This is a genomic window from Segetibacter aerophilus (genome assembly GCF_007991655.1).
GTDB lineage: Bacteria > Bacteroidota > Bacteroidia > Chitinophagales > Chitinophagaceae > Segetibacter > Segetibacter aerophilus.
In genome coordinates this window covers 17,747-42,232 of record NZ_BJYT01000029.1, presented here as the reverse complement: position 1 = coordinate 42,232, position 24,486 = coordinate 17,747, and the positions used below count along the sequence as shown (strand labels likewise).

Annotated in this window: 23 protein-coding genes and 1 tRNA gene; 10 read left to right on the top strand and 14 right to left on the bottom strand. The window is 38.6% G+C overall.

What is annotated here, in order from left to right:
* Window positions 1-276: 276 nt before the first annotated feature.
* Window positions 277-897 (bottom strand): ribonuclease HII, encoded by a 621-nt coding sequence (gene rnhB / locus SAE01_RS21790; RefSeq protein ID WP_147205936.1) that lies wholly within the window; start codon window positions 895-897, stop codon window positions 277-279.
* Window positions 898-1,092: 195 nt separating this feature from the next.
* Here rnhB and SAE01_RS21785 point away from each other — a divergent pair, with 195 nt between their 5' ends.
* Window positions 1,093-2,157: a COX15/CtaA family protein gene (locus SAE01_RS21785; protein ID WP_147205934.1), complete on the top strand. Its 1,065-nt coding sequence runs from the start codon at window positions 1,093-1,095 to the stop codon at window positions 2,155-2,157.
* Window positions 2,158-2,218: 61 nt separating this feature from the next.
* Here the strand turns inward: SAE01_RS21785 and SAE01_RS21780 are convergent, their stop codons facing one another.
* The 3 genes from SAE01_RS21780 to SAE01_RS21770 form a co-directional block, all read right to left on the bottom strand.
* Window positions 2,219-3,169, bottom strand: a complete 951-nt coding sequence (locus SAE01_RS21780; protein ID WP_147205933.1) for a diacylglycerol/lipid kinase family protein — start codon at window positions 3,167-3,169, stop codon at window positions 2,219-2,221.
* Between the two features lie 13 nt (window positions 3,170-3,182).
* A complete protein-coding gene (locus SAE01_RS21775) occupies window positions 3,183-3,617 on the bottom strand; it encodes a hypothetical protein (RefSeq protein WP_147205931.1) in 435 nt (144 codons plus the stop codon).
* Window positions 3,618-3,678: 61 nt separating this feature from the next.
* Window positions 3,679-4,743 (bottom strand): 3-oxoacyl-ACP synthase III family protein, encoded by a 1,065-nt coding sequence (locus SAE01_RS21770; RefSeq protein ID WP_246113301.1) that lies wholly within the window; start codon window positions 4,741-4,743, stop codon window positions 3,679-3,681.
* 317 nt (window positions 4,744-5,060) lie between these two features.
* On the opposite strand from SAE01_RS21770, the gene SAE01_RS21765 reads away from it, so the two are divergent.
* Window positions 5,061-5,282 carry a DUF2905 domain-containing protein gene (locus SAE01_RS21765; protein WP_147205930.1) on the top strand — a complete coding sequence of 74 codons (222 nt, stop codon included), beginning with the start codon at window positions 5,061-5,063 and terminating at the stop codon, window positions 5,280-5,282.
* A 150-nt stretch (window positions 5,283-5,432) separates the two neighbouring features.
* On the top strand, window positions 5,433-6,650 hold the full coding sequence (locus SAE01_RS21760) for a DNRLRE domain-containing protein (protein WP_147205929.1): 1,218 nt from the start codon (window positions 5,433-5,435) through the stop codon (window positions 6,648-6,650).
* A 114-nt stretch (window positions 6,651-6,764) separates the two neighbouring features.
* Here SAE01_RS21760 and SAE01_RS21755 read toward each other — a convergent pair whose 3' ends face one another.
* The gene (locus tag SAE01_RS21755; protein WP_147205927.1) at window positions 6,765-7,034 is read right to left on the bottom strand and encodes a hypothetical protein; all 270 of its coding nucleotides are present in this window, start codon (window positions 7,032-7,034) and stop codon (window positions 6,765-6,767) included.
* A gap of 221 nt (window positions 7,035-7,255) precedes the next feature.
* Here SAE01_RS21755 and typA point away from each other — a divergent pair, with 221 nt between their 5' ends.
* The 4 genes from typA (at window position 7,256) to SAE01_RS21735 (ending at window position 10,482) form a co-directional block, all read left to right on the top strand.
* Window positions 7,256-9,061 carry a translational GTPase TypA gene (typA, locus tag SAE01_RS21750; RefSeq protein ID WP_147205926.1) on the top strand — a complete coding sequence of 602 codons (1,806 nt, stop codon included), beginning with the start codon at window positions 7,256-7,258 and terminating at the stop codon, window positions 9,059-9,061.
* 191 nt (window positions 9,062-9,252) lie between these two features.
* Entirely contained in the window at window positions 9,253-9,531 is a 279-nt protein-coding gene (locus SAE01_RS21745; RefSeq protein WP_147205925.1) for a hypothetical protein, read from the top strand.
* Between the two features lie 65 nt (window positions 9,532-9,596).
* Window positions 9,597-10,310 carry a tRNA (guanosine(46)-N7)-methyltransferase TrmB gene (gene trmB / locus SAE01_RS21740; RefSeq protein ID WP_147205924.1) on the top strand — a complete coding sequence of 238 codons (714 nt, stop codon included), beginning with the start codon at window positions 9,597-9,599 and terminating at the stop codon, window positions 10,308-10,310.
* The gene (locus SAE01_RS21735; protein ID WP_147205922.1) at window positions 10,282-10,482 is read left to right on the top strand and encodes a C1orf53 family protein; all 201 of its coding nucleotides are present in this window, start codon (window positions 10,282-10,284) and stop codon (window positions 10,480-10,482) included. The genes trmB and SAE01_RS21735 overlap by 29 nt, the downstream gene beginning before the upstream one ends.
* 163 nt (window positions 10,483-10,645) lie before the next feature.
* Here the strand turns inward: SAE01_RS21735 and SAE01_RS21730 are convergent, their stop codons facing one another.
* Entirely contained in the window at window positions 10,646-11,638 is a 993-nt protein-coding gene (locus tag SAE01_RS21730; RefSeq protein ID WP_147205921.1) for an aspartate-semialdehyde dehydrogenase, read from the bottom strand.
* 399 nt (window positions 11,639-12,037) lie between these two features.
* Here SAE01_RS21730 and SAE01_RS21725 point away from each other — a divergent pair, with 399 nt between their 5' ends.
* Window positions 12,038-13,759 carry a lamin tail domain-containing protein gene (locus SAE01_RS21725; RefSeq protein ID WP_147205920.1) on the top strand — a complete coding sequence of 574 codons (1,722 nt, stop codon included), beginning with the start codon at window positions 12,038-12,040 and terminating at the stop codon, window positions 13,757-13,759.
* A gap of 13 nt (window positions 13,760-13,772) precedes the next feature.
* Here the strand turns inward: SAE01_RS21725 and SAE01_RS21720 are convergent, their stop codons facing one another.
* Both SAE01_RS21720 and SAE01_RS21715 read right to left on the bottom strand, forming a co-directional pair.
* A complete protein-coding gene (locus SAE01_RS21720; protein WP_147205919.1) occupies window positions 13,773-14,198 on the bottom strand; it encodes a Fur family transcriptional regulator in 426 nt (141 codons plus the stop codon).
* A 16-nt stretch (window positions 14,199-14,214) separates the two neighbouring features.
* Window positions 14,215-14,874, bottom strand: a complete 660-nt coding sequence (locus tag SAE01_RS21715; RefSeq protein ID WP_147205918.1) for an SCO family protein — start codon at window positions 14,872-14,874, stop codon at window positions 14,215-14,217.
* 105 nt (window positions 14,875-14,979) lie between these two features.
* On the opposite strand from SAE01_RS21715, the gene SAE01_RS21710 reads away from it, so the two are divergent.
* Window positions 14,980-15,369 carry a MerC domain-containing protein gene (locus tag SAE01_RS21710; protein ID WP_147205917.1) on the top strand — a complete coding sequence of 130 codons (390 nt, stop codon included), beginning with the start codon at window positions 14,980-14,982 and terminating at the stop codon, window positions 15,367-15,369.
* 78 nt (window positions 15,370-15,447) lie between these two features.
* Here SAE01_RS21710 and SAE01_RS21705 read toward each other — a convergent pair whose 3' ends face one another.
* Entirely contained in the window at window positions 15,448-16,062 is a 615-nt protein-coding gene (locus SAE01_RS21705; RefSeq protein ID WP_147205916.1) for an HAD family hydrolase, read from the bottom strand.
* 65 nt (window positions 16,063-16,127) lie between these two features.
* Between SAE01_RS21705 and SAE01_RS21700 the strand changes: the two genes are divergently transcribed.
* A tRNA-Ile gene (locus tag SAE01_RS21700) sits at window positions 16,128-16,201 on the top strand.
* 344 nt (window positions 16,202-16,545) lie between these two features.
* Here SAE01_RS21700 and SAE01_RS24595 read toward each other — a convergent pair.
* The 5 genes from SAE01_RS24595 to SAE01_RS21680 all read right to left on the bottom strand — a co-directional run bounded on the left by SAE01_RS24595 (window position 16,546) and on the right by SAE01_RS21680 (window position 24,486).
* Entirely contained in the window at window positions 16,546-16,722 is a 177-nt protein-coding gene (locus SAE01_RS24595; protein WP_170234235.1) for a DUF6361 family protein, read from the bottom strand.
* Window positions 16,723-16,823: 101 nt separating this feature from the next.
* Window positions 16,824-17,912 (bottom strand): hypothetical protein, encoded by a 1,089-nt coding sequence (locus tag SAE01_RS21695; RefSeq protein WP_147205915.1) that lies wholly within the window; start codon window positions 17,910-17,912, stop codon window positions 16,824-16,826.
* 41 nt (window positions 17,913-17,953) lie between these two features.
* Window positions 17,954-21,037 (bottom strand): type I restriction endonuclease subunit R, encoded by a 3,084-nt coding sequence (locus SAE01_RS21690; RefSeq protein WP_147205914.1) that lies wholly within the window; start codon window positions 21,035-21,037, stop codon window positions 17,954-17,956.
* 4 nt (window positions 21,038-21,041) lie between these two features.
* On the bottom strand, window positions 21,042-22,991 hold the full coding sequence (locus SAE01_RS21685) for a DUF262 domain-containing protein (protein WP_147205913.1): 1,950 nt from the start codon (window positions 22,989-22,991) through the stop codon (window positions 21,042-21,044).
* On the bottom strand, window positions 22,981-24,486 hold the full coding sequence (locus tag SAE01_RS21680; protein WP_147205912.1) for a DUF262 domain-containing protein: 1,506 nt from the start codon (window positions 24,484-24,486) through the stop codon (window positions 22,981-22,983). The genes SAE01_RS21685 and SAE01_RS21680 overlap by 11 nt, the downstream gene beginning before the upstream one ends.

Below are 24,486 nucleotides of genomic sequence, written 5' to 3'. Positions count from 1 at the left end.
CCACCCCTTACCCAGAAATATTATGAAAAAGAAAATTTCAGTATTATTTGCTTAGTTATCGTCTTCCCGGTTTACGTGCTAACGGCGGAAGCGTTAACTATCAAATTTAAAAAGAAAAGATTTATGGAATAAGTTAAATCCTGCCGCTCCCATTTATGCTTTCTATAAAAAGAGTTGCATTTACATTAAAAGTACAAGTGTACGACGCAACAAAAGTTGAATAACGAGACAATGTCAGGCTCACAATTTTTACCAAGAAGCAAAATACTATTCACTTTACATCACAATATTCTCTTCCTCAAAATTGATGGTAAGTTGGGTTGGATTAATGTTGAAACTGAGCCGGTGATATTTACTCAACCCATACTCCTGGATGGCAAGACGATGTTCTTCGGTGCCGTAACCCTTGTTGTTGCTCCAGTTGTAAAGAGGGTATTCGTGATGAAGGTTCTTCATAAACTCATCTCGATACGTTTTTGCAAGTACACTCGCTGCAGCAATAGATGAGTAGAGGCCGTCGCCCTTTACAATGCATTTGTGTTTTACATCCTGGTAAGGTGTAAACCTGTTGCCATCGATTAAAAGATATTTGGGGCGTTTTTTTAAATTGTCTAAAGCAAGGTGCATTGCTTTAAAAGATGCGCGTAGGATATTGATGCGATCGATCTCGTCATGGTCAACCTTGGCAACACTGTAGCAAACAGCTTCTTTTTCAATCACCGGCCGCAATTCATTTCGTTGCGCCTCCGTCAACTGCTTGCTGTCGTTTAAAAAAGGATGATGGAAATCTTTGGGGAGAATGACGGCTGCAGCGAAAACAGGACCGGCATAACAACCCCTTCCGGCTTCATCGCAGCCGGCCTCGACATATCTTTTTTGGTAGTAGGGCTGTAACATTTCAATTACAAAAATGCAAGTTGAATTTTAAATCTGGCAAAAAAGAGCCAAAGATTCTTCAAAAAGTTATCACCATGATTTTACCATTAATTTTGCCACGGAAGCGGAACATTAAAAAGTAAATAGCGAACAGATGAGCCTCCTTTAATGTTTGACTTCTTTCGTCTCCTTTTATCTGGCGACACTAAGACAAATATGCAACAAGACAAGTCAACAAGAATTGTAGCGAATTGGATTTTTTTAGGAGTGGCAATGTTAATCATCCAGGTTTTATTGGGGGGAATAACCAGGCTGACCGGCTCAGGATTATCGATAACAGAATGGAAGCCAATTATGGGCGCAATGCCGCCAATGACTGAGGCTGACTGGCAAGCAACATTTATTAAGTACCAGCAGATAGCACAGTACAAATTCCTCAACACGCACTTTACGCTTAGCGACTTTAAATTTATTTTTTTTTGGGAATGGTTTCATCGCTTGTGGGCGCGGTTGATAGGCGTTGCTTTCATTGTTCCCTTCGTCTATTTTTTAGCTAAGAAATATTTCAAGAGCTGGATGGTTCTGCCGCTAGTGATCCTGTTTTTATTAGGCGCACTGCAGGGGGCAATTGGCTGGATAATGGTACAAAGCGGCCTAAATGACAATGATCTGTACGTAAGTCATATCCGACTCGCGGTCCATTTTATGGCCGCAATGATTCTGATTAGTTATGCTTTGGTATTTGGACTAAAACTGTCAATAGAGCCCGGGCAAAGAGTTTTTCAACCTTCGTTGCTAAAAGGAGCCTTAGTGATTACTTCTCTAATTTTTATCCAGTTGATTTTTGGCGCTTTCATGGCGGGATTAAAAGCTGCGGCTACTGCACCAACATGGCCGGATATCAACGGGATGGTCGTTCCTGCAGGCCTCTTTTCAAATGATGGTTTTCTGCACAATATTGTTTATAACAAAATAGGAGTTCATTTTATTCACCGTACCCTCGCCTACCTGATTGCCTTTTTCATCATCATTTGGTGGTTTTCTGCAAGGACTGTTACTAGTTCTGCAGCATTTAAAAAGGCAAAGAACACAGCAATGATCCTGGTAGTTTCACAAGTTTTCCTTGGAATATTAACGGTATTAGTGAGCCCTAAGATGGTAGCGGGAAAATTCGGTGCATTTGAATGGCTTGCAGAACTGCATCAACTTACGGGCATGTTGCTATTACTTTCAATGGTTTCCGTAGTGTTTCTTCTAAGTAGAAAAAAGTTGGTTAATTGATAGTTTGAAAATTATTCTAACAGCTAAAATGTGTGCTAAAAAGAATGAAAGCTCGCGGCTTCTAATTCTCCACCAATTCACTTTTACTCTTTTCTTTTGTTTCCTGCTTTGGCAGCGGCATGTATAATTTAAAGCACCTACGGATGAGGTTGATTTTGAATTCTTCTTTCGTTTCGGCAGGTTCACCATCTATATGAAACGGGGCAAGTTTTAGGTTGCGAATGGTTAATGAAGATGCTTGAAAATATAAAATGTTCTTCTGGCACATATCTTCTACGAACTGCTGCAAATCGTTGTTTCCTCTTATCTGCTGCAAAATCGCGAAGGGCAGCTTTGCTTTGTGCATTTTTTGAACAATTACTATGTCAAGCAGGCCATCATCAAGGTCAGCTTTTGGGGCAATAGTAAAATGGTTGCCGAACTGGTTACTATTAGCAATGCTTATAAAAAAAGCATCCGTATAAAATGAGAAATTATCATTAACGATTTGAAACTGGTAGGGATGTGCCTTGAAATATTGAACAAGGCTCTGCTGGGTATAGGTTAATAAACCGCGTGAAGCTTTGTTAGCGAAATCATGAGCTACCTGTGCGTCAAAGCCGAGGCCGCTTAGCATACAACTGAAATGGTCATTTATTGTGAATGCATCTACAAAGCCAACATTTCCTTTAAAGATAACATCCAAAGCTTTAGCGGGATTCTTTGGAATACTAGCCCCGAAGGCAAGACCGTTACCGCTCCCCATTGGGATGATCCCGAAGTTCACGTCAGTGTCGTACAAGGAAGAAACCACACGGTTTACTGTACCATCACCGCCCACCATCACAACGTCAGTTATCCCGTCCTTCGCTATTTTATATTTTAAGTATTCGTAATCGCCCGCTGCATTCGTTTGAAGTATTTCAAAGTCAATTGATTTAGCCTTTGCCTTCTGCTGTATCAGTTTTTCAATACCATCTTTCTTACCGCTTCCTGATACAGGGTTTATTAAAAAAACAATTTTTCGTTGCATTGAAGTCTTTGGTTTAGTTCCATTCAATCTTACATATAAAAATTCTTCTAACCCGTACACGAGCAGCCAATGCCTTATCTGTTGGCAATGACGTAGTATAGATAAAAACAGGCTGCTTTTTCTCTTTCATCTTATTTAGAATTGATGCCTTAACAGCAACGGAGCCACTTTGTTTATTAAGCGTTATTACTTTCAGACTTTTTTCACTGGCATCGTTGATATAAAAAGTACGTTCCCAACCTTTATTAGCGGTTTCGCTTTTATATGAGATGGCGATGCAATCCTTTGGCTTGAATATTTTTGCCTTGAGTAAAGCGACTGCTGTTTCCTGGTCGGCAGCTCCGTTAAAAATCACTTGCTTATTGAAAAGAATTTTACAACTATCACTTGCGTTCGCCCGCACAATTATTAGCGCAACAAACGCAAATAGCATTATTAGTTTTCTCATACCGTTATTTAAAAAGCGAAGATCAACCGTTTGATGAGAAAGAAGTTTTTTGAGGAAAACATTACCATCTGATTAACGCGCTTGCCCACGTAAAGCCGCTACCAAAAGCGGCCAGACAAACCAGGTCTCCTTCTTTTATTTTGCCTTCCTGCCACGCCTCGCAAAGGGCAATAGGTATGCTTGCAGCTGTAGTATTTCCGTAACGTTGAATGTTGTTGTAAACCTTTTCCGACGGCAACTTCAACATTTTTTGCACCATTTGGCTAATTCTAAGATTTGCCTGGTGAGGAATAAGCATATCAATATCGGCAGGGCTTAAACTATTGGTCTTTAAAGCTTCCATAATCACCTCCGGAAACTTTTCAATCGCTTTTTTGAAGACAGCTTGTCCATCCATCTTTGGAAAGTTCTGTTCTTTATCTATCATCGCATGAGTCATAAAAGCCTTGCCCATGTCATCGTTATCAAAGTCCGCAAAATGTTGCCAATGGTTACCGTGCGTACCCGGATTAAACATCGCCAACACTTCAGCGCTATTACCATCGCTATGCAAATGAGTACTTAATATGCCCCTTTGATCGTCTTCTGAAGCCTGCAATACCACCGCCCCTGCCCCATCGCCAAAGATGACGCTGATGTTCCTGCCCTTTGTACTGAAATCAAGTCCGAAAGAATGTTTCTCGCTGCCTATTACCAGTATGTTTTTATACATCCCTGACTTTATGAACTGGTCAGCAACGCTGATAGCATATACAAATCCGCTGCATTGATTACGGATATCAAGCGCGCCGATTTCTTTCATTTTCATTTCGCGCTGTACCAGTACACCGCAGCCAGGAAAATAGTAATCAGGGCTCAAGGTAGCGAAGACAATGAAGTCAATATCTTGTGGAGTGAGGCCTGCTCTTTCGATAGCAATTTTAGCGGCTTCGATACCCATTGTTGTAGTCGTTTCCGCTTGCCTGTCGGCGTATCTTCTTTCCTGGATACCAGTTCGTTCCTTGATCCACTCGTCACTGGTATCCATGTATTTAGTCAGGTCCTCGTTGGTATAAATATTCTCGGGCACATGCATGCCTATACCGGCAACAATACTTCTTGGCATTTCAATCGTTTTCGCTGCCAAAGTAATGATTTTAGGAATGACGAGTCAATTAAAAATATCAACGCGCAAAACCACCGATCGGCTTTTAAACGAGTAGGAATTTTTGAGCAAGCTCTTCAACCTTTCTCGACATTGTTGTGTCACACCCTTGTACCTTTTGTTCTTTAGGCAAACTTTGTCTGCCAATCGGTTTAAACGTTTTTAGGCAAGTTTTTACGGTTTTACGAATTCTTAATTTTAAGCTTTTGTGAGAGAACTCTTAGAAAAATTTGGGCTCTGAAGATTATTTTCCCATCCTTAAAATTCAACTAAAACTTGTTCAAACTTATCTTTGTGTGATGAACCAGCAATCAGGAAAATACATCATTTTTTTTGGAGCGGCTATCGTTATAATTGGTCTTATCATCTATTTGTTCCCTAATGCTTTTAAATGGTTTGGACGGTTGCCTGGGGACGTTAGAATTGACAAGGGAAATGTAAAAGTTTTCTTTCCTATTGTCACCATGATTTTATTGAGTTTATTGCTCACTCTGATCCTTAATATCTTTAAAAGGTTCTAGAAGCTTAGGGAAACCAAGGAAATTTTGGCCGTATAAATGTGTACTAGAAATTGTACTAGGGAATGCCGAAAAATTCGCCAGGAAATTATTTAAAAAAGGCAACTACTTCTGTAATAACTCGTATTTTACTTTAAACCAGAAAATACTACCATGCAAAAACTTTACATTACGCTACAATTGCTGTTACTTTTTTCCTTTGGAAATGCCCAAACCACTGTTTCGCTAGGGGCATCAAAAGATAACACTATTTATTCCGCTTTCACAGGTAATAGTAATGGGCAAGGGGAATACTTTTTTGTTGGAAAAAATGCTGTAGGTAATGCAGGCTCCGTTCAACGAGCATTACTGCAATTTGATCTTAGTACAATACCCGCTAATGCTACGATTACTTCTGCCATTCTTACGGTATATGTAAATAAAAGTGCACCAACAGCAACAGGTCTGGAACTTAGAAAGTTAAATGCAGCTTGGGGAGAAGGCACGTCTGATGCTGCAGGAAGAGAAGCCCAGGGTGCAACTGCAACTACCAACGACGCTACATGGCTTCAAAGAGTTTCCCCTACTTTGGCCTGGACTACAGCAGGCGGTGATTTTTCACCTACTGTATCTGCTTCCGTTCAAAGCATTGCAGCAGGTATAGGTTCCCCCACTGCAGTGACAATGCAAGGGGTAAACGTTACGGCAGATGTGCAAAGCTGGGTTGCCAATTCTTCTTCAAACTTTGGATGGATATTGAAAGCAAATGACGAAACGCTCGAAGCGTCAGTAAAAAGGTTTGTGTCAAAAAACAGTGCTTCAACGGCGCAAAGACCGTCTTTGTCAGTTACTTATCAAGCAACTTTGCCAATTACGTTAAAAGGTTTTTCTGCTTCGCTAAGCCGGCAAAATGCGTTACTGAAATGGTCAACTTCTACAGAAATCGATAATGATCGCTTTGAAATTGAACATAGTTTGAATGGCCGCGACTTTTTAACAATTGCTGAAGTAAAGGCCAACGGTGCCTCTACGACTGAACACTCCTATTCCTACTTGCATGAAAACATTTCCGCAGGAAAGCATTTTTACCGCATAACTGATGTAGATAAATCAGGACACAGGCGTTACTCCCAAATAATCACGCTCTCGTCTATGTCTACACCTGCCCTACAGGTATATCCAAATCCTGCCACTTCGTTTATTTCTGTTACCACATCGTCGGTTCTTAAGGGTGCAGAATTTTCCATTAACTCTCTTGCGGGGCAATTGCTGTTAAGAGGAAAACTAAGTGAGCAACAAATAGACATTCAAAAGCTTCCGGCGGGACAATACTGGTTGACACTAAAAACCAATAGCGGAGAACTGATGAAAGCACAGTTTTTGAAAAAATAGGCGAGGCTTAGTTTAAATGAAATAGCACAAAAAAGCCAGGAAATCCATATTCCTGGCTTTTTGCTTGATGTTTCCTTAGCAGTTGGAAATTCGTTCGAAATCCTAAGTCAATTATTACTTATGTCCTCCGGTGTTATCGTTTCCTTCGCTTGCATCTGGTAACCCAGAGGTTCCACCCGTAGCTCCTCCCATATTGGTTTGATTTCCTGTATTTTCTTTTGGTTGTTTCGCCTCCCCGTCTGCACCCCCGTCAGCAATTTTTGGCGACGGTCCTGTGCCAACATTTGCATTTGCATCTTTCGAAAATGTGCTTTCTACGCCTGCTTTCTTGCCTTTGTTTTCTTCGCCGCCAGCAAGGTCTTCATATTTAGTGTCGAGATTCATAAAAAAAACTGATTTTAAGTAGTTACCAAAATTTACATGCCATTCCAAATTTACGACAACTTTTAAGTATTATTAAGATTATAGTAAGCTCTCTCAGAAGGAAAAGCGGTTGCAAAAGCTTACATTTGCGCTCTTAAACCCCCTGCTTCCCTTAAGGGGGCATTTTTTTAGGGGAATTATTAATTTTAATACAAACGGTCCTTAGGGATTTCAGGGTTTTTATGAATATCAGAAACATCGCCATTATTGCGCACGTTGACCACGGTAAAACTACATTGGTTGACAGAATTCTTCACCAGACCAACGTTTTCCGTGCAAACCAGGAAACCGGGGAATTAATTATGGATAGTAACGACCTTGAAAGAGAAAGAGGGATTACTATTTTTAGTAAAAACGCTTCAGTAGTTTACAAAGGCGTAAAAATTAATGTGATCGATACTCCTGGTCACGCCGACTTTGGTGGTGAAGTTGAAAGGGTTTTAAAAATGGCTGACGGTGTTTGCTTGTTGGTAGATGCTTTTGAAGGTCCAATGCCTCAAACTCGTTTTGTGTTACAAAAGGCACTTCAATTAAATCTGAAGCCAATTGTAATTATTAATAAAGTAGACAAGCCTAACTGTCGTCCTGACGAAGTGCACGACGCAGTCTTCGAATTGTTTTTTAACCTGGATGCAACAGAAGAGCAGTTGGATTTTCCTACTTTTTATGGTTCAGGAAAGAATGGCTGGTTCAACAGTAAGAACGAGCAATGTGAAGATATTACTCCATTGCTGGATGGTATACTGGAATATGTACCAGAGCCGAAAGTTCCGGAAGGAAATCTTCAGCTACAAATTACTTCTTTGGATTATTCAACTTTCCTTGGTCGTGTGGCTATCGGAAAAGTAATTCGTGGCGGCATCAAAGAAGGGCAACCTTTTAGCCTTGTTACTGCAGATGGCATTAAAAAGTCTAAAGTAAAAGAACTATACATATTCGAATCTTTGGGTAAAAGAAAAGTTCCTGAAGTTTTAGCTGGTGATATTTGCGCTGTTGTAGGTCTTGAAGATTTTACAATTGGTGATACCATTGCAGATTTTGAAAATCCTGAAGGTTTACCTGTTGTAAGTGTTGATGAACCAACTATGAGCATGATGTTCAGCATCAATAACTCACCTTTCTTCGGTAAAGATGGAAAGTTCGTTACCTCACGTCACTTACGTGATCGTTTAATGAAAGAAACTGAAAAGAACCTTGCACTTAGAGTAGAAGATACTGATAGTGCTGATAGTTTTCTTGTCTTCGGTCGTGGTATTCTTCACTTGGGCGTATTGGTTGAAACCATGCGTCGTGAAGGTTATGAGCTTACAGTTGGTAACCCGCAGGTATTGGTAAAAACAATTGATGGCAAAAAGCACGAGCCATATGAAGTTTTGGTAGTCGATGTACCACAGGAACTAAGCGGTAAAGTAATCGACCTTGTTACCCAACGTAAAGGTGAAATGTTGATCATGGAAAGTAAAGGTGAAATGCAGCACCTTGAGTTCGACATCCCTTCAAGAGGTTTGATTGGCCTTCGTTCTCAAATGCTTACCAACACTCAGGGTGAGGCAGTGATGGCGCATCGCTTTAGCGAATACAAGCCTTGGAAAGGTTTCATTCCTGGAAGAAGCAACGGTGTATTAATTTCTAAGAATACTGAAAAAACTACGGGATATTCTATAGATAAATTACAGGATCGCGGTAAGTTTTTCGTTGATCCGGGAGAAGAGGTTTACACAGGTCAAATTATTGCTGAGCACATTAAGCCAGGAGACCTTGTTGTAAATGCAACAGAGCCTAAAAAGCTTACTAACCACCGTGCAAGCGGCAGTGATGATGCTTCACGCATTGCTCCCAAGACTTTATTGACCTTGGAAGAATGTATGGAGTACATACAGCAGGATGAGTGTATCGAGGTAACCCCTAAGCACATTCGTATGCGTAAAGTGTTTCTTGATGAAGAATCAAGAAAGCGTGACACTAAGAAAGCTGAAACTGTAGCATAAGCTGTTATAACTAATAACGAAAGGCTGTTTTCAATAGAATGAAAACAGCCTTTTTATTTATATCAATTTTATTTCTGTATTAAACTTCATCGCTTCAATCGACTTCTGTTGCGACGCAATACGTTCATCTGTAGTATATCTTTGGAACAGTTTTTTGAGCTACTAATTTTTATATCAACTTCAATTGAAACATGGAACCACTTTTTGAAGCCAAAGCATTGTACGAAAACGAATACGTGCTTTATAACATTTATCGCATAGAACGTGAAAGGTATAAAGCTGAATTAATCGTAAACGATGATGAGGAAGATAAAACTACTGCTCCAAAAGAACTCTTTGTAACTAAAAAAAATGGCAAATGGCACATTGAGGATTCAACCTTTAATGAACTTGGCTTGACTCTAGGCATCGAAATAGATGCGTTCAATAACGGTTATGGAGCACTTCTTGGCAGAATAGGTGTCACCTAATAATCCTTCACATAACCTCTCCGTACCTTTTTATTCAACTTATATAATTGTTACTTTTGCCCGCTATGGGTCAGAAGAAATTACAACGGTTCGCAGAGATAAAAAGCTTTTCAAACGTCCTTGAATATCCAAGTGGAATGAAGGGAGAGTGGAAGAGCTTTTTTCAAAATTCTAATCCTATAATCTTAGAGCTTGCCTGCGGAAAAGGCGAGTATGCAGTTGGCCTTGGAAGACTTCATCCCGAAAGAAATTTTATTGGCCTTGATATAAAGGGCAACAGGATGTGGGTAGGCGCAAAAACAGCACTTGACGAAGGGTTAACTAATGTGGCTTTCATACGTACACAAATAGAAAAAATCACAGACTATTTTGCTGAAGGGGAAATTGCTGAAATCTGGATAACATTTCCCGATCCCCAACTTCGCGGAAGTAAATCTAAAAAGCGCCTGACCCATCCAAGATTTCTACGCTTGTATCATTCTATTATGGGAACTAACGGTATTGTAAATCTAAAAACTGATAGTCCCGACTTATACAATTTCACCAAGCTTGTGGTAAACATATCAGAACTGAATTTGTTAGAAGACCTTGTTGATGTGTATGCTGAAGCTGAAGTAAGTGATGATTTGAAAATCAAAACTCATTACGAAAAGCTTGACATCGCTAAAAGCAACCGCATTCACTACCTTAAATTTTCTATTGACCGAGACCTGCCGGATGCATTAGACGAACAACTAAAACAGTTATTAATTGAAACAGAAAAAGCTGGTGGAGGGTGAGGATTTTTATTACAACGAACTAGGCTTTTTTGTTATGACGGAGAAGTATCACTTGGAAAGAGGTTTTTGTTGCGGAAACGGATGCAAACACTGCCCCTACAATTTCGAAAATGTTAGCGAGCCAAAAAGAAGTGAATTGATAAGGAAGATAAATGGAGATAATGTGACGTAGCCATTATCCTTAAGGGGCTATAAAAGGTTTATAAGCCAATTCTATAAAATGTGCATCAAAAAGCTCAAACCTTCCTGACAGTTGAACGAAATGCGTCGCAACCATGACGCTATAAAAAACAAATGCCTGTACCAAAATATTCAATACAGGCATTTGATTACTTCTAATTCAACAAACCATTTGCTACCAAATATTCTGCAATCTGAATAGCATTTGTTGCTGCCCCCTTACGAAGGTTATCGCTTACAATCCACATGTTTAAAGTCTTTGGCTGACTCTCATCTCTTCTTAATCTTCCCACGAACACATCGTCTTTTTCGTGCGCCCATAAAGGCATCGGGTACACCTGTTCCTGTATATTATCCTGCAAAGTAACCCCTGCTGAATCTGATAGCAATTGCTTCACTTCGTCAAGGTCAAAATCATTTTCAAACTGCACATTCACGCTTTCGCTATGGCCACCCACAACCGGAATACGAACTGTTGTAGACGTTAGCCTGATGCTGTCATCCTGCATAATTTTCTTCGTCTCGTTTACCATTTTCATTTCTTCCTTGGTGTAGCCATTCTCAAGAAACACATCAATCTGCGGTATCACGTTTAAATCAATTGGGTACTTGTACGCCATCGGGCCGTCTTCATTTTTTCTTTCGTTCATCAACTGCTCCACTGCTTTCACCCCTGTACCTGTAACACTTTGATAGGTACTTACCACCACCCTGTTGATCTTATATTTTTTATGCAAAGGCTGCAATGCAACCACCATCTGAATGGTAGAGCAATTAGGGTTTGCAATAATTTTGTCCTCTTTCGTTAGCACCTCTGCGTTTACCTCAGGCACTACAAGCTTTTTATTGGGGTCCATGCGCCAGGCGCTCGAATTGTCAATCACAGTTATCCCAGCCTCAGCAAATTTCGGCGCCCATTCCAACGATGTACCACCTCCTGCAGAAAACAATGCTACGTCAGGCTTAGCTGCAATCGCGTCTTCCATGCTTACCACTTTATATTTCTTGCCCTTGAACTCAATTTCTTTACCAACTGACTTTGCCGAAGCAACCGGCAATAATTCCGTTACGGGGAAATTTCTTTCTGTCAGTACCTGCAACATTTTCGTTCCGACAAGGCCTGTGGCGCCTACAACTGCAACTTTCATTTTTATTCGTTTTTCTGTTTTATTAAAGAAAAGGTTTTACTAAATCAACATTTTATCTTCCTTCAGCATCCTTGTGTCACTCCCTTGTACCGCAAACTTTTATTCGGCCTCGTTGCATTAACGGTAAGATTTTGAAGGCATAAAAAAAGCCCCCCGCTTAGGGAAGGCCTTACTATTATTTATACATGTACAAACGCAGTAACGGCTTCCCTTAGGGTAGCTGTTTCTTGGTGCGTTTAGTTATTTGATTGGTTTGTAACACTGCCGCGAAAATAAATACAAAAAAAACGAACGACAAAAAATTTTTTAGTTAAATAAGAAAATGCTGCTTATATCATTGGAACTTTCAATCTTAAAAAAAGGAAAGTATATTTAAGAACAAACAGCAATAAAGCTTCTATGCAGAAATTACTCGCAGGCTTAATTGCTTTTTGTTTCCCGCTTTTCTTCGAAGCATCAGCTCAAACTCCTCAACGCTTTGATGTCATTATCGACGAGATTTTTGCCGACCCTACACCGATCATTAGTTTACCTAATGCAGAATTTGTCGAGCTCAAAAATACGAGCGGTAGAAATATTAATTTACAAGGTTGGAGAGTAAGCAGCTTGACTACACGAAGTGCTCCTTTTCCTTCTTATGTGCTTCCTGCTGACAGTTTTCTTATCTTATCAGGTACTGCCAACAGTGTTGCTTTTACTAACTATGGACGCACTCTTGGAATCACTTCATTTCCAGCTTTGGATAATTCTGGAGCAGTTTTGTATTTAACCTCAAAGGAAGAAATTACCATCCATTCGGTACCCTATAACAATACCTGGTTTCAAAATGATGTAAAAAGTAGCGGTGGCTGGAGTATTGAAATGATTGATACAAAAAACCCCTGCACGGGTGCAGGTAACTGGAAAGCAAGTACTGATATAAGAGGCGGAACGCCGGGAATAAAAAACGCTGTTGGTGCCAGTAATCCTGATAAGATTGCACCAGCACTTGTAAGAGCTGTTGCTGTGGATAGTTTGACTATTATATTAACCTTTAGTGAAACGGTTGATAGTGCCAATGCCGCAATTAACAGGAACTATAGTATTAGTGATGGTATCGGCTCACCTGTTAGTGTCGTCACTTTGGCTCCAACTTTTAACCAGGTTAAGCTCACCCTTTCCAACCCAATTATAAAGGACAAAGTATACACTATAACCGCAAACGATATAAGTGATTGTACCGGCAATTCAATTATAGCAATGAATACAACGAGAGTCGGACTCGCAAGTCTGCCCGATACTTTCGACATTATCATCAATGAAATACTATTTAATCCAAAACCGACTTCAGTCGATTATGTTGAGATCTATAACCGCAGTAATAAGATTGTCGATCTAAAAGATCTTTATATAGCTAACAGATCTTCTTCAACCAATGCTTTGGGAAGTCTTCACCAGCTAACAGCCCGAAGCCTTTTAATCTTTCCAGAAGACTTTTTTGTTATTAGCGAAAGCGGATATATTGTTCAGCAAAACTATCTGGCAAAGAACATCGATAATTTTATTGATGTGCCCATGCCTTCTTTGCCAAATGATGCAGGGGTAATGGTTATATTAAATTCACAAGGAAAAATACTTGATGAATTACATTATACCGCTAAATGGCACTTCGCCTTAATTGACAATGAAGAAGGGATAGCCCTGGAAAGAATAGATTATAATAAAGCGACCCAGAATAAAGACAACTGGACATCTGCCGCATCTACGGCAAACTTTGGAACGCCTTCTTATCAAAATTCGCAATTCAGAACAGGGCTGGCACTACAAGGAGAGGTAAGCGTTATTCCCAAAACCTTTTCGCCTGATAACGACGGCTTCGAAGATTTTGCTATGCTCAATATAAAAATGGCTACTGTAGGATATGTTGCAAACGTTACCATTTTCGACGCTGCCGGCCGACCACTTAGATATCTTGCCAGAAATGCCACGCTTGCATCAACAGCTTCTTTTAAATGGGATGGACTAGATGACAAACTGCACAAAGTACCTGTCGGAGTGTACGTGATTTACACAGAAGTATTTAACCTGGATGGAAAGAAGCGATCTTTTAAAAATACTGTTATTGTGGCCGCAAAATTTTAGAAGCCGCTTTATATTATACTTCGCAGTTATTGCAAATTCCGGTTACAACTACATCAATTACTTTAGGCTTAAATCCTTGTGGCAACTTGACTTCAGGGGTAACGACTGAGTCAAGGCAATAAGTGACATTGCAATGATCACACACAAAATGCACATGGTTATCATGGTGATGGCCTGTAGATGAACAACCGTCTTTACAAAGAGCGTACAGCACTGCGTTGTCCGGAGTAGGTATAGTGTGTATAATCCCTTTTTCAACAAATGTCTGTAGCGTGCGATAAATGGTAACCCTATCAAACTTTTCGTCGGTCTTTTTCTCAATATCACTATGAGCCAATGCGCCGTTATGCTCCTTGAAAAGTTCGAGTATTTTTTTTCGACTATCTGTTACACTTAACTGGTTTCGCTTTAGTATCTCATCAATAGGTAGAGTTTCCATATTCATACGTATGTTGCTATTGGGGAGTATTACCAAATACTCCGTTAACAAACCCGTTCGGCCCAGCTTTTTCTTTTAAAAGGTTTTTAATGTCTTTACTCAATTTTTCCATTTCGTCTTTTTTCAACGCATCATAAACCCCACCCCTAACGTTACCTCCTTTATCAACCAATGCCAGAAATTGGGTATGAATAAACTGGTCGTCCAGTTTTTCTACACTATTAGCCGGATCGTCAAGAAGGTAGCTCCCCCTTGCCGCCTTATACAAACTGTCTTTTCGCCCTGTAACCAGTATCCACTTCTTTGTATCAATCTTCATACTGTCGGCATAAAAGCGAAGGCGCTGTACGCTATCTATCTCTGGTTGCACAGTATGTGCAAGGATCAAGAAGTCAGGCTCGTCTTTGTATTCACTATAGATCTTTTTAAGGCTTGTATTCAATTTTGGACAAATACCCTTACATGTTGTAAAAAAGTATTCTACCACCGTCACCTTACCTTTCAAATCACTTTCGTCAATTGTTTTTCCGTCCTGGTTAGTAAAAGAAAATGGCTTTACATAACTAACAGTTGGCAGTTTTGCCTTCCAGTTATCCGTTCCGGCAAATACAAAGTAGAAGAATAAGCAGGTAAGAATAATAAAAAAAATGCCGTACCCCATCAACTTTTTGCTCATAATCTTCCTTTGATGCAAAGTTACGCCGAGGAATGTTAAGCCTATATTTAAAAAGAATTTTAAAGATTCTGCAACTCTGTTGCAAATCTCTATCTTTGGGACCTGATGAAGAAAATAAATTGGGATGCACTAGGTATAACCGCTTCACTCGCTTGCGCAATTCACTGCGCTCTGTTGCCCCTGTTTTTTACAAGCCTCCCTATTTTTGGGGTTAATGTAATTGAGAATACTTATTTCGAAATAATTATGGTTGCATTGGCTTTTTTTGTGGGTACCTATTCATTGTACCACGGCTTTAAAAAACACCATCACAGTCTTTTGCCCCTGGCTGTATTTTCGGTCGGATTCGCATTTCTAATATTGAAATTATTCTTCGTTCGCTACGAAAATTGGCTACTTGTTCCCGGCGTATCAGGAATCGTTTTCGCTCATATGATAAACTACAAATCTTGTCGCGTACATAACCATGCGCATAAAGAGGATTGTAACCATTAGGTTTCCAACTACCAATGGTTTCAAAACTCATTGCGTCTTAAAAAAATCTACCTGCAATTAAGAAATTTCCTCCCAAGATTAGAGATCGAGATCGAGAACTGTTTTTGGAGGTAGTAGTAATATCGTTTCCAATCCTGCCTCCTTAGCTCCTTCAATGTTTTTATAGGAATCGTCAATAAACAAAGTTTCTTCTGCAACAAGATTCTCTAATGCAAGCAACTTTTTAAAAGAATCAGGGTAAGGCTTTCTTAAACCGAGATCGTGTGAATAATGAGCTTTAATAAAATAGTCGTCAAAATTCTCTTTACCCGTGCATTCCTGGTAAATTTTTTGGAAAGCGTGGTAGTGAATGATATTGGTGTTTGAATACAAGTAAATTTTATATCTGAAGCCGATCTCTTCCAGCCAAGTAAGCCTTTTAACGGGAAAGCGTCCAAGCATTGCATTCCAGGCACTTTGTATTTCTGCGTCAGTCAACGATGTTCCAGTCTCCTGTCTAAACCTCTCATAAAATTGTTCGGGAGACACTTTACCTGTCTCTAAATCTTCGAACAAGGTAGATGCTGTATGCTGAGTATAGTAGTCGTTAAAATTAGTAACGCCTAAAGAGACAAAGGCATTTTCGGTTGCTTTAAAATCGATATCTATAAAAACTCCTCCCAGATCGAAGATGATGTTTTTTATTTTTGTCATAGCTGCAAAAATAATGAAGGTGGAAATGCGAAAACTTTTATATTTGCACCCGCTTCATAGAAGCCGGGCCTATAGCTCAGCTGGTTAGAGCACCTGACTCATAATCAGGTGGTCCTAGGTTCAAATCCTAGTGGGCCCACTGAAGATCAAGGAGTTACAGAAATTGTAGCTCCTTTTTTATTTCGTTCCGACACATTTTCGACACAACATGTGAGTTAAGTTGCATAAGTCGGTTTATTAGCAGAAGTATTTCTACGAAAAACAATTAAAAGTGAATTTGAAAGCTCAGTGTCACAAGTCAAAGCATACGAATGCTGAAAAGGTTGACGCAACAGATGATTCAGAAGGGGCAGGCAAGAGGGAAAATCGCCTCTAAATACCTGGAGCAAGGGAGTACGAGTTAATGTGGCAAACTCGCCGAGTATTACACCTACCAGGAGAATTATGGGGTAATTGGAATTAGCAAGCGTAAACCTCAAATAGTTATTTTGCTCTTGTCTGTATCGTACTGATCCCGGGAAACATTTGGTTAGCTAATCCATCCCTTAAACTTCCTAATCCCAGCTCATCCACCATTCCTTCAGGTCGTAGTAAATCTAACGCAGCTCCTACCTTGTCTCTGTGAGCAGGGGAAAAATCGATCCATCCAATTGAGGCCATATGATTATTTTTATTGTAAAATCATTATATCAATTCGAATAATTATCCTCGCCTTTTTAATTCCTAAAAACACTCTTATTATTTTGCGAAAACGCATTTGCCTAGTTAGGATTTAATTCCTCGGCTGAATAACCTGATACTTCTGAAATAAGTTCTGCATCAACTCCTTTTTGAATCAATTTCTTCAAGACACCTTTGAGTACAGAATTAGCAAAGTCTAAAGAAGGCTCATTTTTATTATAATAACCAGAACCATAATTAACAAAGAATGAATCTAAAGTTCTGAGCGTATATGGTGGATTACAACTATTATGAATCTTTTCCATTATGCTAAAAGCTGACTTATCATCTAAATCAATTGATATAAATTCATTAGAATGCAGGTTAAGAAATTTATAAAGAAGCACTTCCTTTACTCGCTGGTCAGGTTTAAAAGTATCTGCACCAAAATGCATCCGCAAGTGCTGAATAGTTGCAATACCAACTTTATGAATTTTACCTCCTAAAGATCTTTCTATTTTTCTCTTGCTAACAATTCCTTTCCTATTTTTTAAGTCTTTCCTTTTTTCAATATTTTCTGCCCAGGCTTTAAGAAAATCGTAATCCCTTTCCAGCCGATCACCCTTCAAGCGTATTATAGCATTTAAAAGATCAAAAAGCGCTTTCATTTTATAGTGATTAACTTCTTTAAATCCAAGTACTTTCAGAATAAATTCCCTTTCCTCCTCATTAATACTTTCCGATGCTTTTACTTTGTTATGATCCTTAATCACATATTCATTGTAAAAATTACTAAGGTTGATTTTTAAATATTCAAGGAGACTTTCAAATGTTTTTTGTTTTAAGAAAGTAAATTCAGTATTGGCATCAGGCATTTCTTTTTTAAATCTGTCAATCACAGGTTTAACCATCACGTTATATTCTCGATTTGCAGCAAGCACAACGTCAATAATAGAAAGGGGTGGACAACTTTCTGCTTGATTCAAGAACTCCTCAGCACTTCTTTCCACCGCTTCGTTAATTGCTATTGGACCATAGATAGGATACAAATGCGATGTAGGTGTAAGTCTCGCTTTGCCAATTACCTCCACTACTTCTTTTATTCCCGCATCGTCTTTATACTTAAATTGTTCTAATGCTTCTGAAAGCTTTTTCTGTTTATCAGTTACCACTTTTGTAAATTTTCCCACTGTTAAAATTTAAGCCTAAATGTTGTTTATACTTCTTTCACCTAGGCCGCCAATATCCTCTTCAAAGTGTCCTGCATTGCTATTTTAAACCCATCATCTTTAGCGATTAGGCGATACAGGTCAAGTTCACTCTTCCGCTGTTGGTTCATTACATCCTCGAATATTTTGCGGAAGGCAATGTCTCTGTTTTGCGTGTCTGGATTGTCTTCGTATTTGTTCTTATAATCAGGATGTGCTCTCATTTTAGAAGCTATGTTTACAAACTTTATTCGTTGGTCTTCGGGTGTTGCATCCCAGCCTTGGAACCATCGCTCATTGAATGCTCTTACAATAAGGTCTAATTCATCTTTTTCCTCTGGTGTTCCATGTGCTCCTCGTGGATTTGGGTTTTGTGGATCCAGTTCTGTTTCGGATGCATCTAAACCTATGTTGGCGTTTAGCTTTACTCTTTCTAAACCATAGGTAGAAAGGTCGACCGAGTTCAGTAATTCATCTATTGCATCTACATCAGTGTCTTGTATTTTCAACATAGGTATCAGGAACTTTAAATACCAGAATAACAACTCCCATTTCACCATTTCAAAAGGCATGATTGAAGCAAGCTGTCCATATATCTTTACAAACTGCTTTGCCTTTATTTTGAAGTCTGCTTTTTGGGCATCTTCTAAACCTAAACCTGCATCAAATCTGTCTGCTGCTATTTGTAGGATTGGACTTAGATATTTATCTGCTTCCATTCCATCGAAGTACTTGTTGGTGAAGTCTTCCACTTCTGACCATTCATATACGCCTACGTTATCTAATAAACCTTTCAGTTCGTGTAAGACGTTTACGTCTGTTGCTTTGCTTAGTGTGGTTGCTGTGTAAAAAGGATCGAAAGCTGTTTTAATCTCATCTGTTGAGTTGAAGAAGTCGAGTACAAACAGGTCTTCTGTCTTTTTGCCTAGTTTATCTGCTGAACGGTTTAATCTTGATAGTGCCTGTACGGCTAATACACCTTGAAGTTTCTTATCAACGTACATAGCAGTAAGCTTTGGTTGATCAAAGCCTGTCAGGTATTTGTTGGCTACCACCAACACTTTGTATTCGTCATAGTTGAAATACCTGGCAATCGTGTCTGTTATATAACCGGGGTCTGAGGATTTAGCGGTATCTAAATCAGTAGGAAAGTTATTAATTGTGTCTTCTGTATATTCATGACCATCTACTTTTTTCTTTCCTGAAAAAGCAATGGCTATTTTGAAAGGATCTCCTTTTTCGTTTAGTATTTTTCGTAGAGCAAAATAATAACGAACAGCAGATTCTATGCTTTGTGTTATTACCATTGCCTGAGCCTTACCTTTCAGCTTTTTCTTGTTAACCACGTTTATTATAAAGTGATCAAGCATGATCTCTGCTTTGGTAGCAATGGTTTCAGGATTACGTTCTACAAAAGCTCGTAGCTTCTTTTGTGCTTTTGCAGTGTCAAAAAGTGGATTGTCTTCTATTGATTTTTCTATCTCATAGTAACTCTTGTAAGTCGTGTAGTTCGCCAGTACATCCAATATGAAACCTTCTTCAATGGCTTGTTTCATGGAATAAAGGTGGAATGCCTGAAACTTTCCGTCTTCACTCTTTACCCCAAACTTTTCAAGTGTGTTGTTTTTAGGTGTTGCAGTGAAAGCCAGGTAAGAAACATTGCCTCGCATTTTCCGTGACCTTATTGCCTCAAGTATTTTGTCTTGTGGATCTGGGTCTTCTTCTTCATCCTCACTTCCCATTGCACGGTTCATGTTGTCTGAAGCGGAACCACTTTGAGAACTATGTGCTTCGTCAATGATAACGGCAAATCGCTTGTCACTTAAGTCTGCCAAGCCATCTACAATGAAAGGAAACTTTTGAATAGTAGTAATGATAATCCTTTTACCTGTTTCTAAAGCAAGCTTTAGATCTTTTGATGAATAGGCCGGTGCTACAATGTTTTTAACCTCTGAAAACTCTTTGATGTTTTCCCGTATCTGTTTATCTAATAAACGCCTATCGGTGACCACCACTACAGAATCAAACAAAGGGTTTGAAATGCCTTTACCACCGGGAGTTGTATCACTTTCAGGATAAGTTTCTATCAGTTGGTAAGCTGCCCATGTAATGGAGTTTGACTTACCGGAACCTGCTGAATGTTGTATTAAGTACTTCTGCCCTACTCCTTTTTTGGAAGCATCTGCAATTAATCTGCGTACTACATCTAACTGGTGATACCTGGGAAAGTATAAAGTCTTTTTATTAAGTGGGTCTCCGTCTTTGCCATCCAGTCGTACAAAGTGTTGTATAATGTTTGCGATGCTTTGTCTCGTTAATATCGTATCCCATAAGTAAGCAGTACGGTGACCGAAGGGATTAACAGGATTGCCTTTGCCGTAGTTGTTACCTAAATTGAACGGCAGGAAGAATGTATCACCGCCATTTAGTTTGGTTGTCATGTACACTTCTTCGGTATCTACCACAAAGTGTACTATGCATCTTGCAAATTGTAACAGCGGTTGTGTTATGTCACGTTTGTATTTGTATTGGTTTATCCCGTGAACTTTTGCATTTTGTCCTGTCCATTGGTTCTTTAGCTCCATTGTGATAATGGGTAGACCGTTTATGAACAGCACCATGTCTATCTCTTCACGAGGATTGTCTATGGAATAGCGAACCTGTCTTGTAACGCTGAACTCATTGCTCTCAAAATTCTTTTTAACCGTATCACTGCTGGAAGCTAAAGGCAGCAGGTAGAGTAAGGTAAAATGTGCATCATCTACTTCAAGCCCTTTGCGAAGGATACGTAGCACTCCATACTTCTTTATCATCCTGTCGAGCCTGTCTAAGATCTTCAGTTTCCAGTCTGATTGCTTTTGCAGCTTAGCCAGTTCTTCTTTTTGAGTTGTTTGCAGGAAATTCCAGAACCGCTTTTCGTCAACTGCATATTTAGCATTGAAGTCTTCAGGAAAGCCGATATAAAAGCCATTACCAGTACGATATGTATTTGGACCTTCACCTACCGTACTTGCTACGCCATTTTCTTTCATTTCTTCCAGGCAAGTACCTGTAAGTCGATTTTGAATGGTTGCTTCTAAAGCTTGTTCGTTAGTTTGGCTTGACATAAAACTAGTTATTTACATAATGCGCATCCAGTATATCGACCATGCTATTTTGATGCTGTCCTATTTCAGTATCTGTCCAATTACTGTTTTGTTGAAGTATGTAGTAGGATTTGAGAGAGTCATAACCATTGGTTTTATTTTTGAACATGCTTCTTTTTTCATCCACGGACTTATTACTATACTCCGAGTTCTGCGAAACGCTTAACAACACCAGGTTTCCAAAACAGTGCAAATCTTTATTTGGGAGTGGAGGATTTTTAGCTGGATTTTCGGGATTTTGCGGGTAAATATGTTCTATTGAATTTCTGGATGTTGCCCTATAATTTTCAAACTCAATCGTCTTTGCGAAGGGCCAATTTTTCCAAAGAACATATTCAAGCTTTTGGAACCAATAATGTTGGAATTTTGTTCCCTTATCGGATTTAAGATATTCTTTAAAGTCAAACGTCACATCAATGGCAGAATCAAGTAATTGTAGAGAAGCTGTTTTATCGGATAGGGTTTTGCATAATGATAAGTCGTTGTCAAACTTTTCCAAGTGCTTTAGGTGAAGTTCAGAGGTAGGGTCAAAATCGTTATGAAAGGATAGTAGATACCCGAGGTAAGTCGTCAACCAAAACTGACGCAGGTAATCGCCTGTAAAATATAGAATACTTTGAAGAATAAGCGAGTTAGATTTTTTTACATACTTGCTTCGGGAATAATTGTTTTCAGCATTTTTGTTGATGTTTACCAGTTCTAAATATTCAGTTTTAGTATCCAAGTCGGTTATCCATTTAATTACATACTTATCAAATAAGAATCTCACTTTCCATAACAGCTTAAAAAAACGCTTAATTTCATCCGGGTCTTTTCTATTCTCTAATTCCTTAAATATTTCAATTAACCGATTCACATGAAATGTTCCTTCAAAGTCAGGCTTTTTTTCAATACGCAAATGCAGCCGATAGGTATGCAATAGGAGTTGGCCAAAAGTAATGATCGACCGGCAGTATACTTCATCTGATTCTCTTTTCTCGTCCATTATTACATTCTTGCTTTCAATGTAAGGTTCATACTTGTAATGTCGTAGAGATTCAATAGTAAATAGGGATTGGGTCGCATTTGAATCTAATGTTTGATTTAAGTCCTCAAAAAGAAAAGTCGCTTTGTCAAATTCGTTAAACTTCGTCAAATCAACCCGTGCCCAATTTGTGTTTGGAAAAGAGTTACGTACGTTCCTTTCAAAAAAATTACTGGTGTTTTCACAAGCTTCCCATATTTTACTGTGCAACACCTTTTCGTCAATACATTTTAATAAGTTAGCCTTAACAATATCAGTTTGCTCCAATTGAACTCCTGCACTATTGATTGTAGAAAAAAGTTTGTTTAAATCAATTTTTTGTGGGGTTGTATTTTTTATTAATTGAACCTTGGTATAAATGTAGTCTCCAAAGTCTTTCAAATCCTCATCAGCGATTGATTGAATAATTCCATTAATAGTCACCAACGCTTTCGCAATGTTCTTCAAATATGGGAATTTTACAATCTCACTACTTTCAATAACTTTAATGTCTTCATCCTTATCTTTCTCTAACAAAGTCTTAAAATAGTCTTCTACTTCAGTTCTAATTTCAAAGTTCATTTTTAGAGTGCTATCACTATTGACTAAGAATTTTTCAATGTCCGAATTTTTGTTATTTCTTGAAAAAACGAATGCTGTTAACCACAATGTAGTGAAGCGTTGTTGACCATCTATTAATTCTGCTTCCTTCCCATTTTCTTTGGTTAGAATGGTTCCTATGTAATATTCTTCCGCCCTGTTATGCTGGAATGATTTATAAAAATCTCCCAAGAGTTTCTCAATTTGCTCATCACCCCAAACATATGGTCGCTGATAGGTAGGAATTGTAAAACTGTACTTTTGAAGTTCAGCAAGGTTTACAATTGAGGTATTAAATGTCTTATTGACCATCTGTTTCCTTTTCTTTTATTTTTGACACAATCGCTGTTAAAAAAGCTTTATCAAATTCTTTTGGACTTTCTTTATACTTTGTAATATCACTAAACTCTTTAAAATAATTGCGGAGAGAACTGATATGCTTATCCTTTGATTGATTAGGTCCAGAATTGTCTGCATTAAAAATGACCTTAAATTTCTTTAGAAATAAAATAAGTTCATCTACTGTATAAACCTCAATAATGTTATCAATAAACTGGTAGTCAAAAACAAATTTAAAAATACTGTCTTCCCTTACATTTCTGCTTAATGACACCCGTAAAGAATAAATAGAACGGTATAGCCACAAACTAGCTTCAAATAGGCGGTGAAACCCAAACCGACTTACATATGTTATAATGCAAACTTCCAGCAGCTCTTTAAGGAATAAGGTGCCGGAATTACCATGCATCAATTTTTCATTGAACTCGTAAAAAGCATCACTTACCCTATAATCCCTTTTATTTCTATTGAATAAAACATCGTATAAATGCACATAATCACTAACATAGTCAAGAGTATTGTTGCCATCTGACAAGGGTTGCTTAAGTTGCTTATAGTGGCTCTCGTGCATTTGAAATGCCCTACCTTCTACATTCTTTACTGCGCTGTAATAAAATGAAATATCATCTTTATCGTGCTTTGTATTTTCCGTAAATTCTTCAATTAGAACTTCTTTTATTCCTTTTTCATCTCTATAAAATGGAAACCTTCTCCAGTGTCTATTATCCCAAAACCTAATCTTAGTAAGGTTTTGTATTATTTCCTCTACTTTATCACTTTCTATACCTTCCCACTTTCTTGCTTGATAATTTATTAATTTTTTAGAATGAATAGCTCGTAGATGATGTGCTTTGATGATATCCGAACCACTTAAACGAACACCTCCTGTGTTTTGAGTTTCGAAAAATGTATAAGCCAAGTCTTCAGTAGCTGTTACTACCAATGTTACATTGATTTCATCGAAATCAATGTAGGTGAGTACTTCGGTATCCGCATAATCAAAAATGTCTTTTGCTTCCACACTTTTGAGGTACGCGTAATTGCGTTTGATGTTGTTAATGCTTAATGTAGAAGTATATTGTATGCCGCTTTCGAAATCATTATTGATTAATGAATTAATGAGTAGCAGTGTAGTAATCCGTTGTTGGCCATCAATAATTTTCAGCTTACCATCTTCCTGATGTACAATAATGCTTCCAATATAAAAAAGAGCTTTGTCAGGTTCTGTATTGTTTTGGTACTCAATAAAATCATCTAATAATCGGTTAATTTGCCTCTCTTTCCATACATAAGGTCTCTGATATTCGGGTATGAATAATTGGCCTTTAATGTCGGAGTTTGGAATAGGAGAATGATAAGTGTTCACTAAATCATTTAAAGTACAACTAACTACTTTAATACCTTTTTGGGGGCTAATAGGTTTTGTACTAGCGGTGTTTAAGATTGAAGCCAAAATTCCTATATCCAT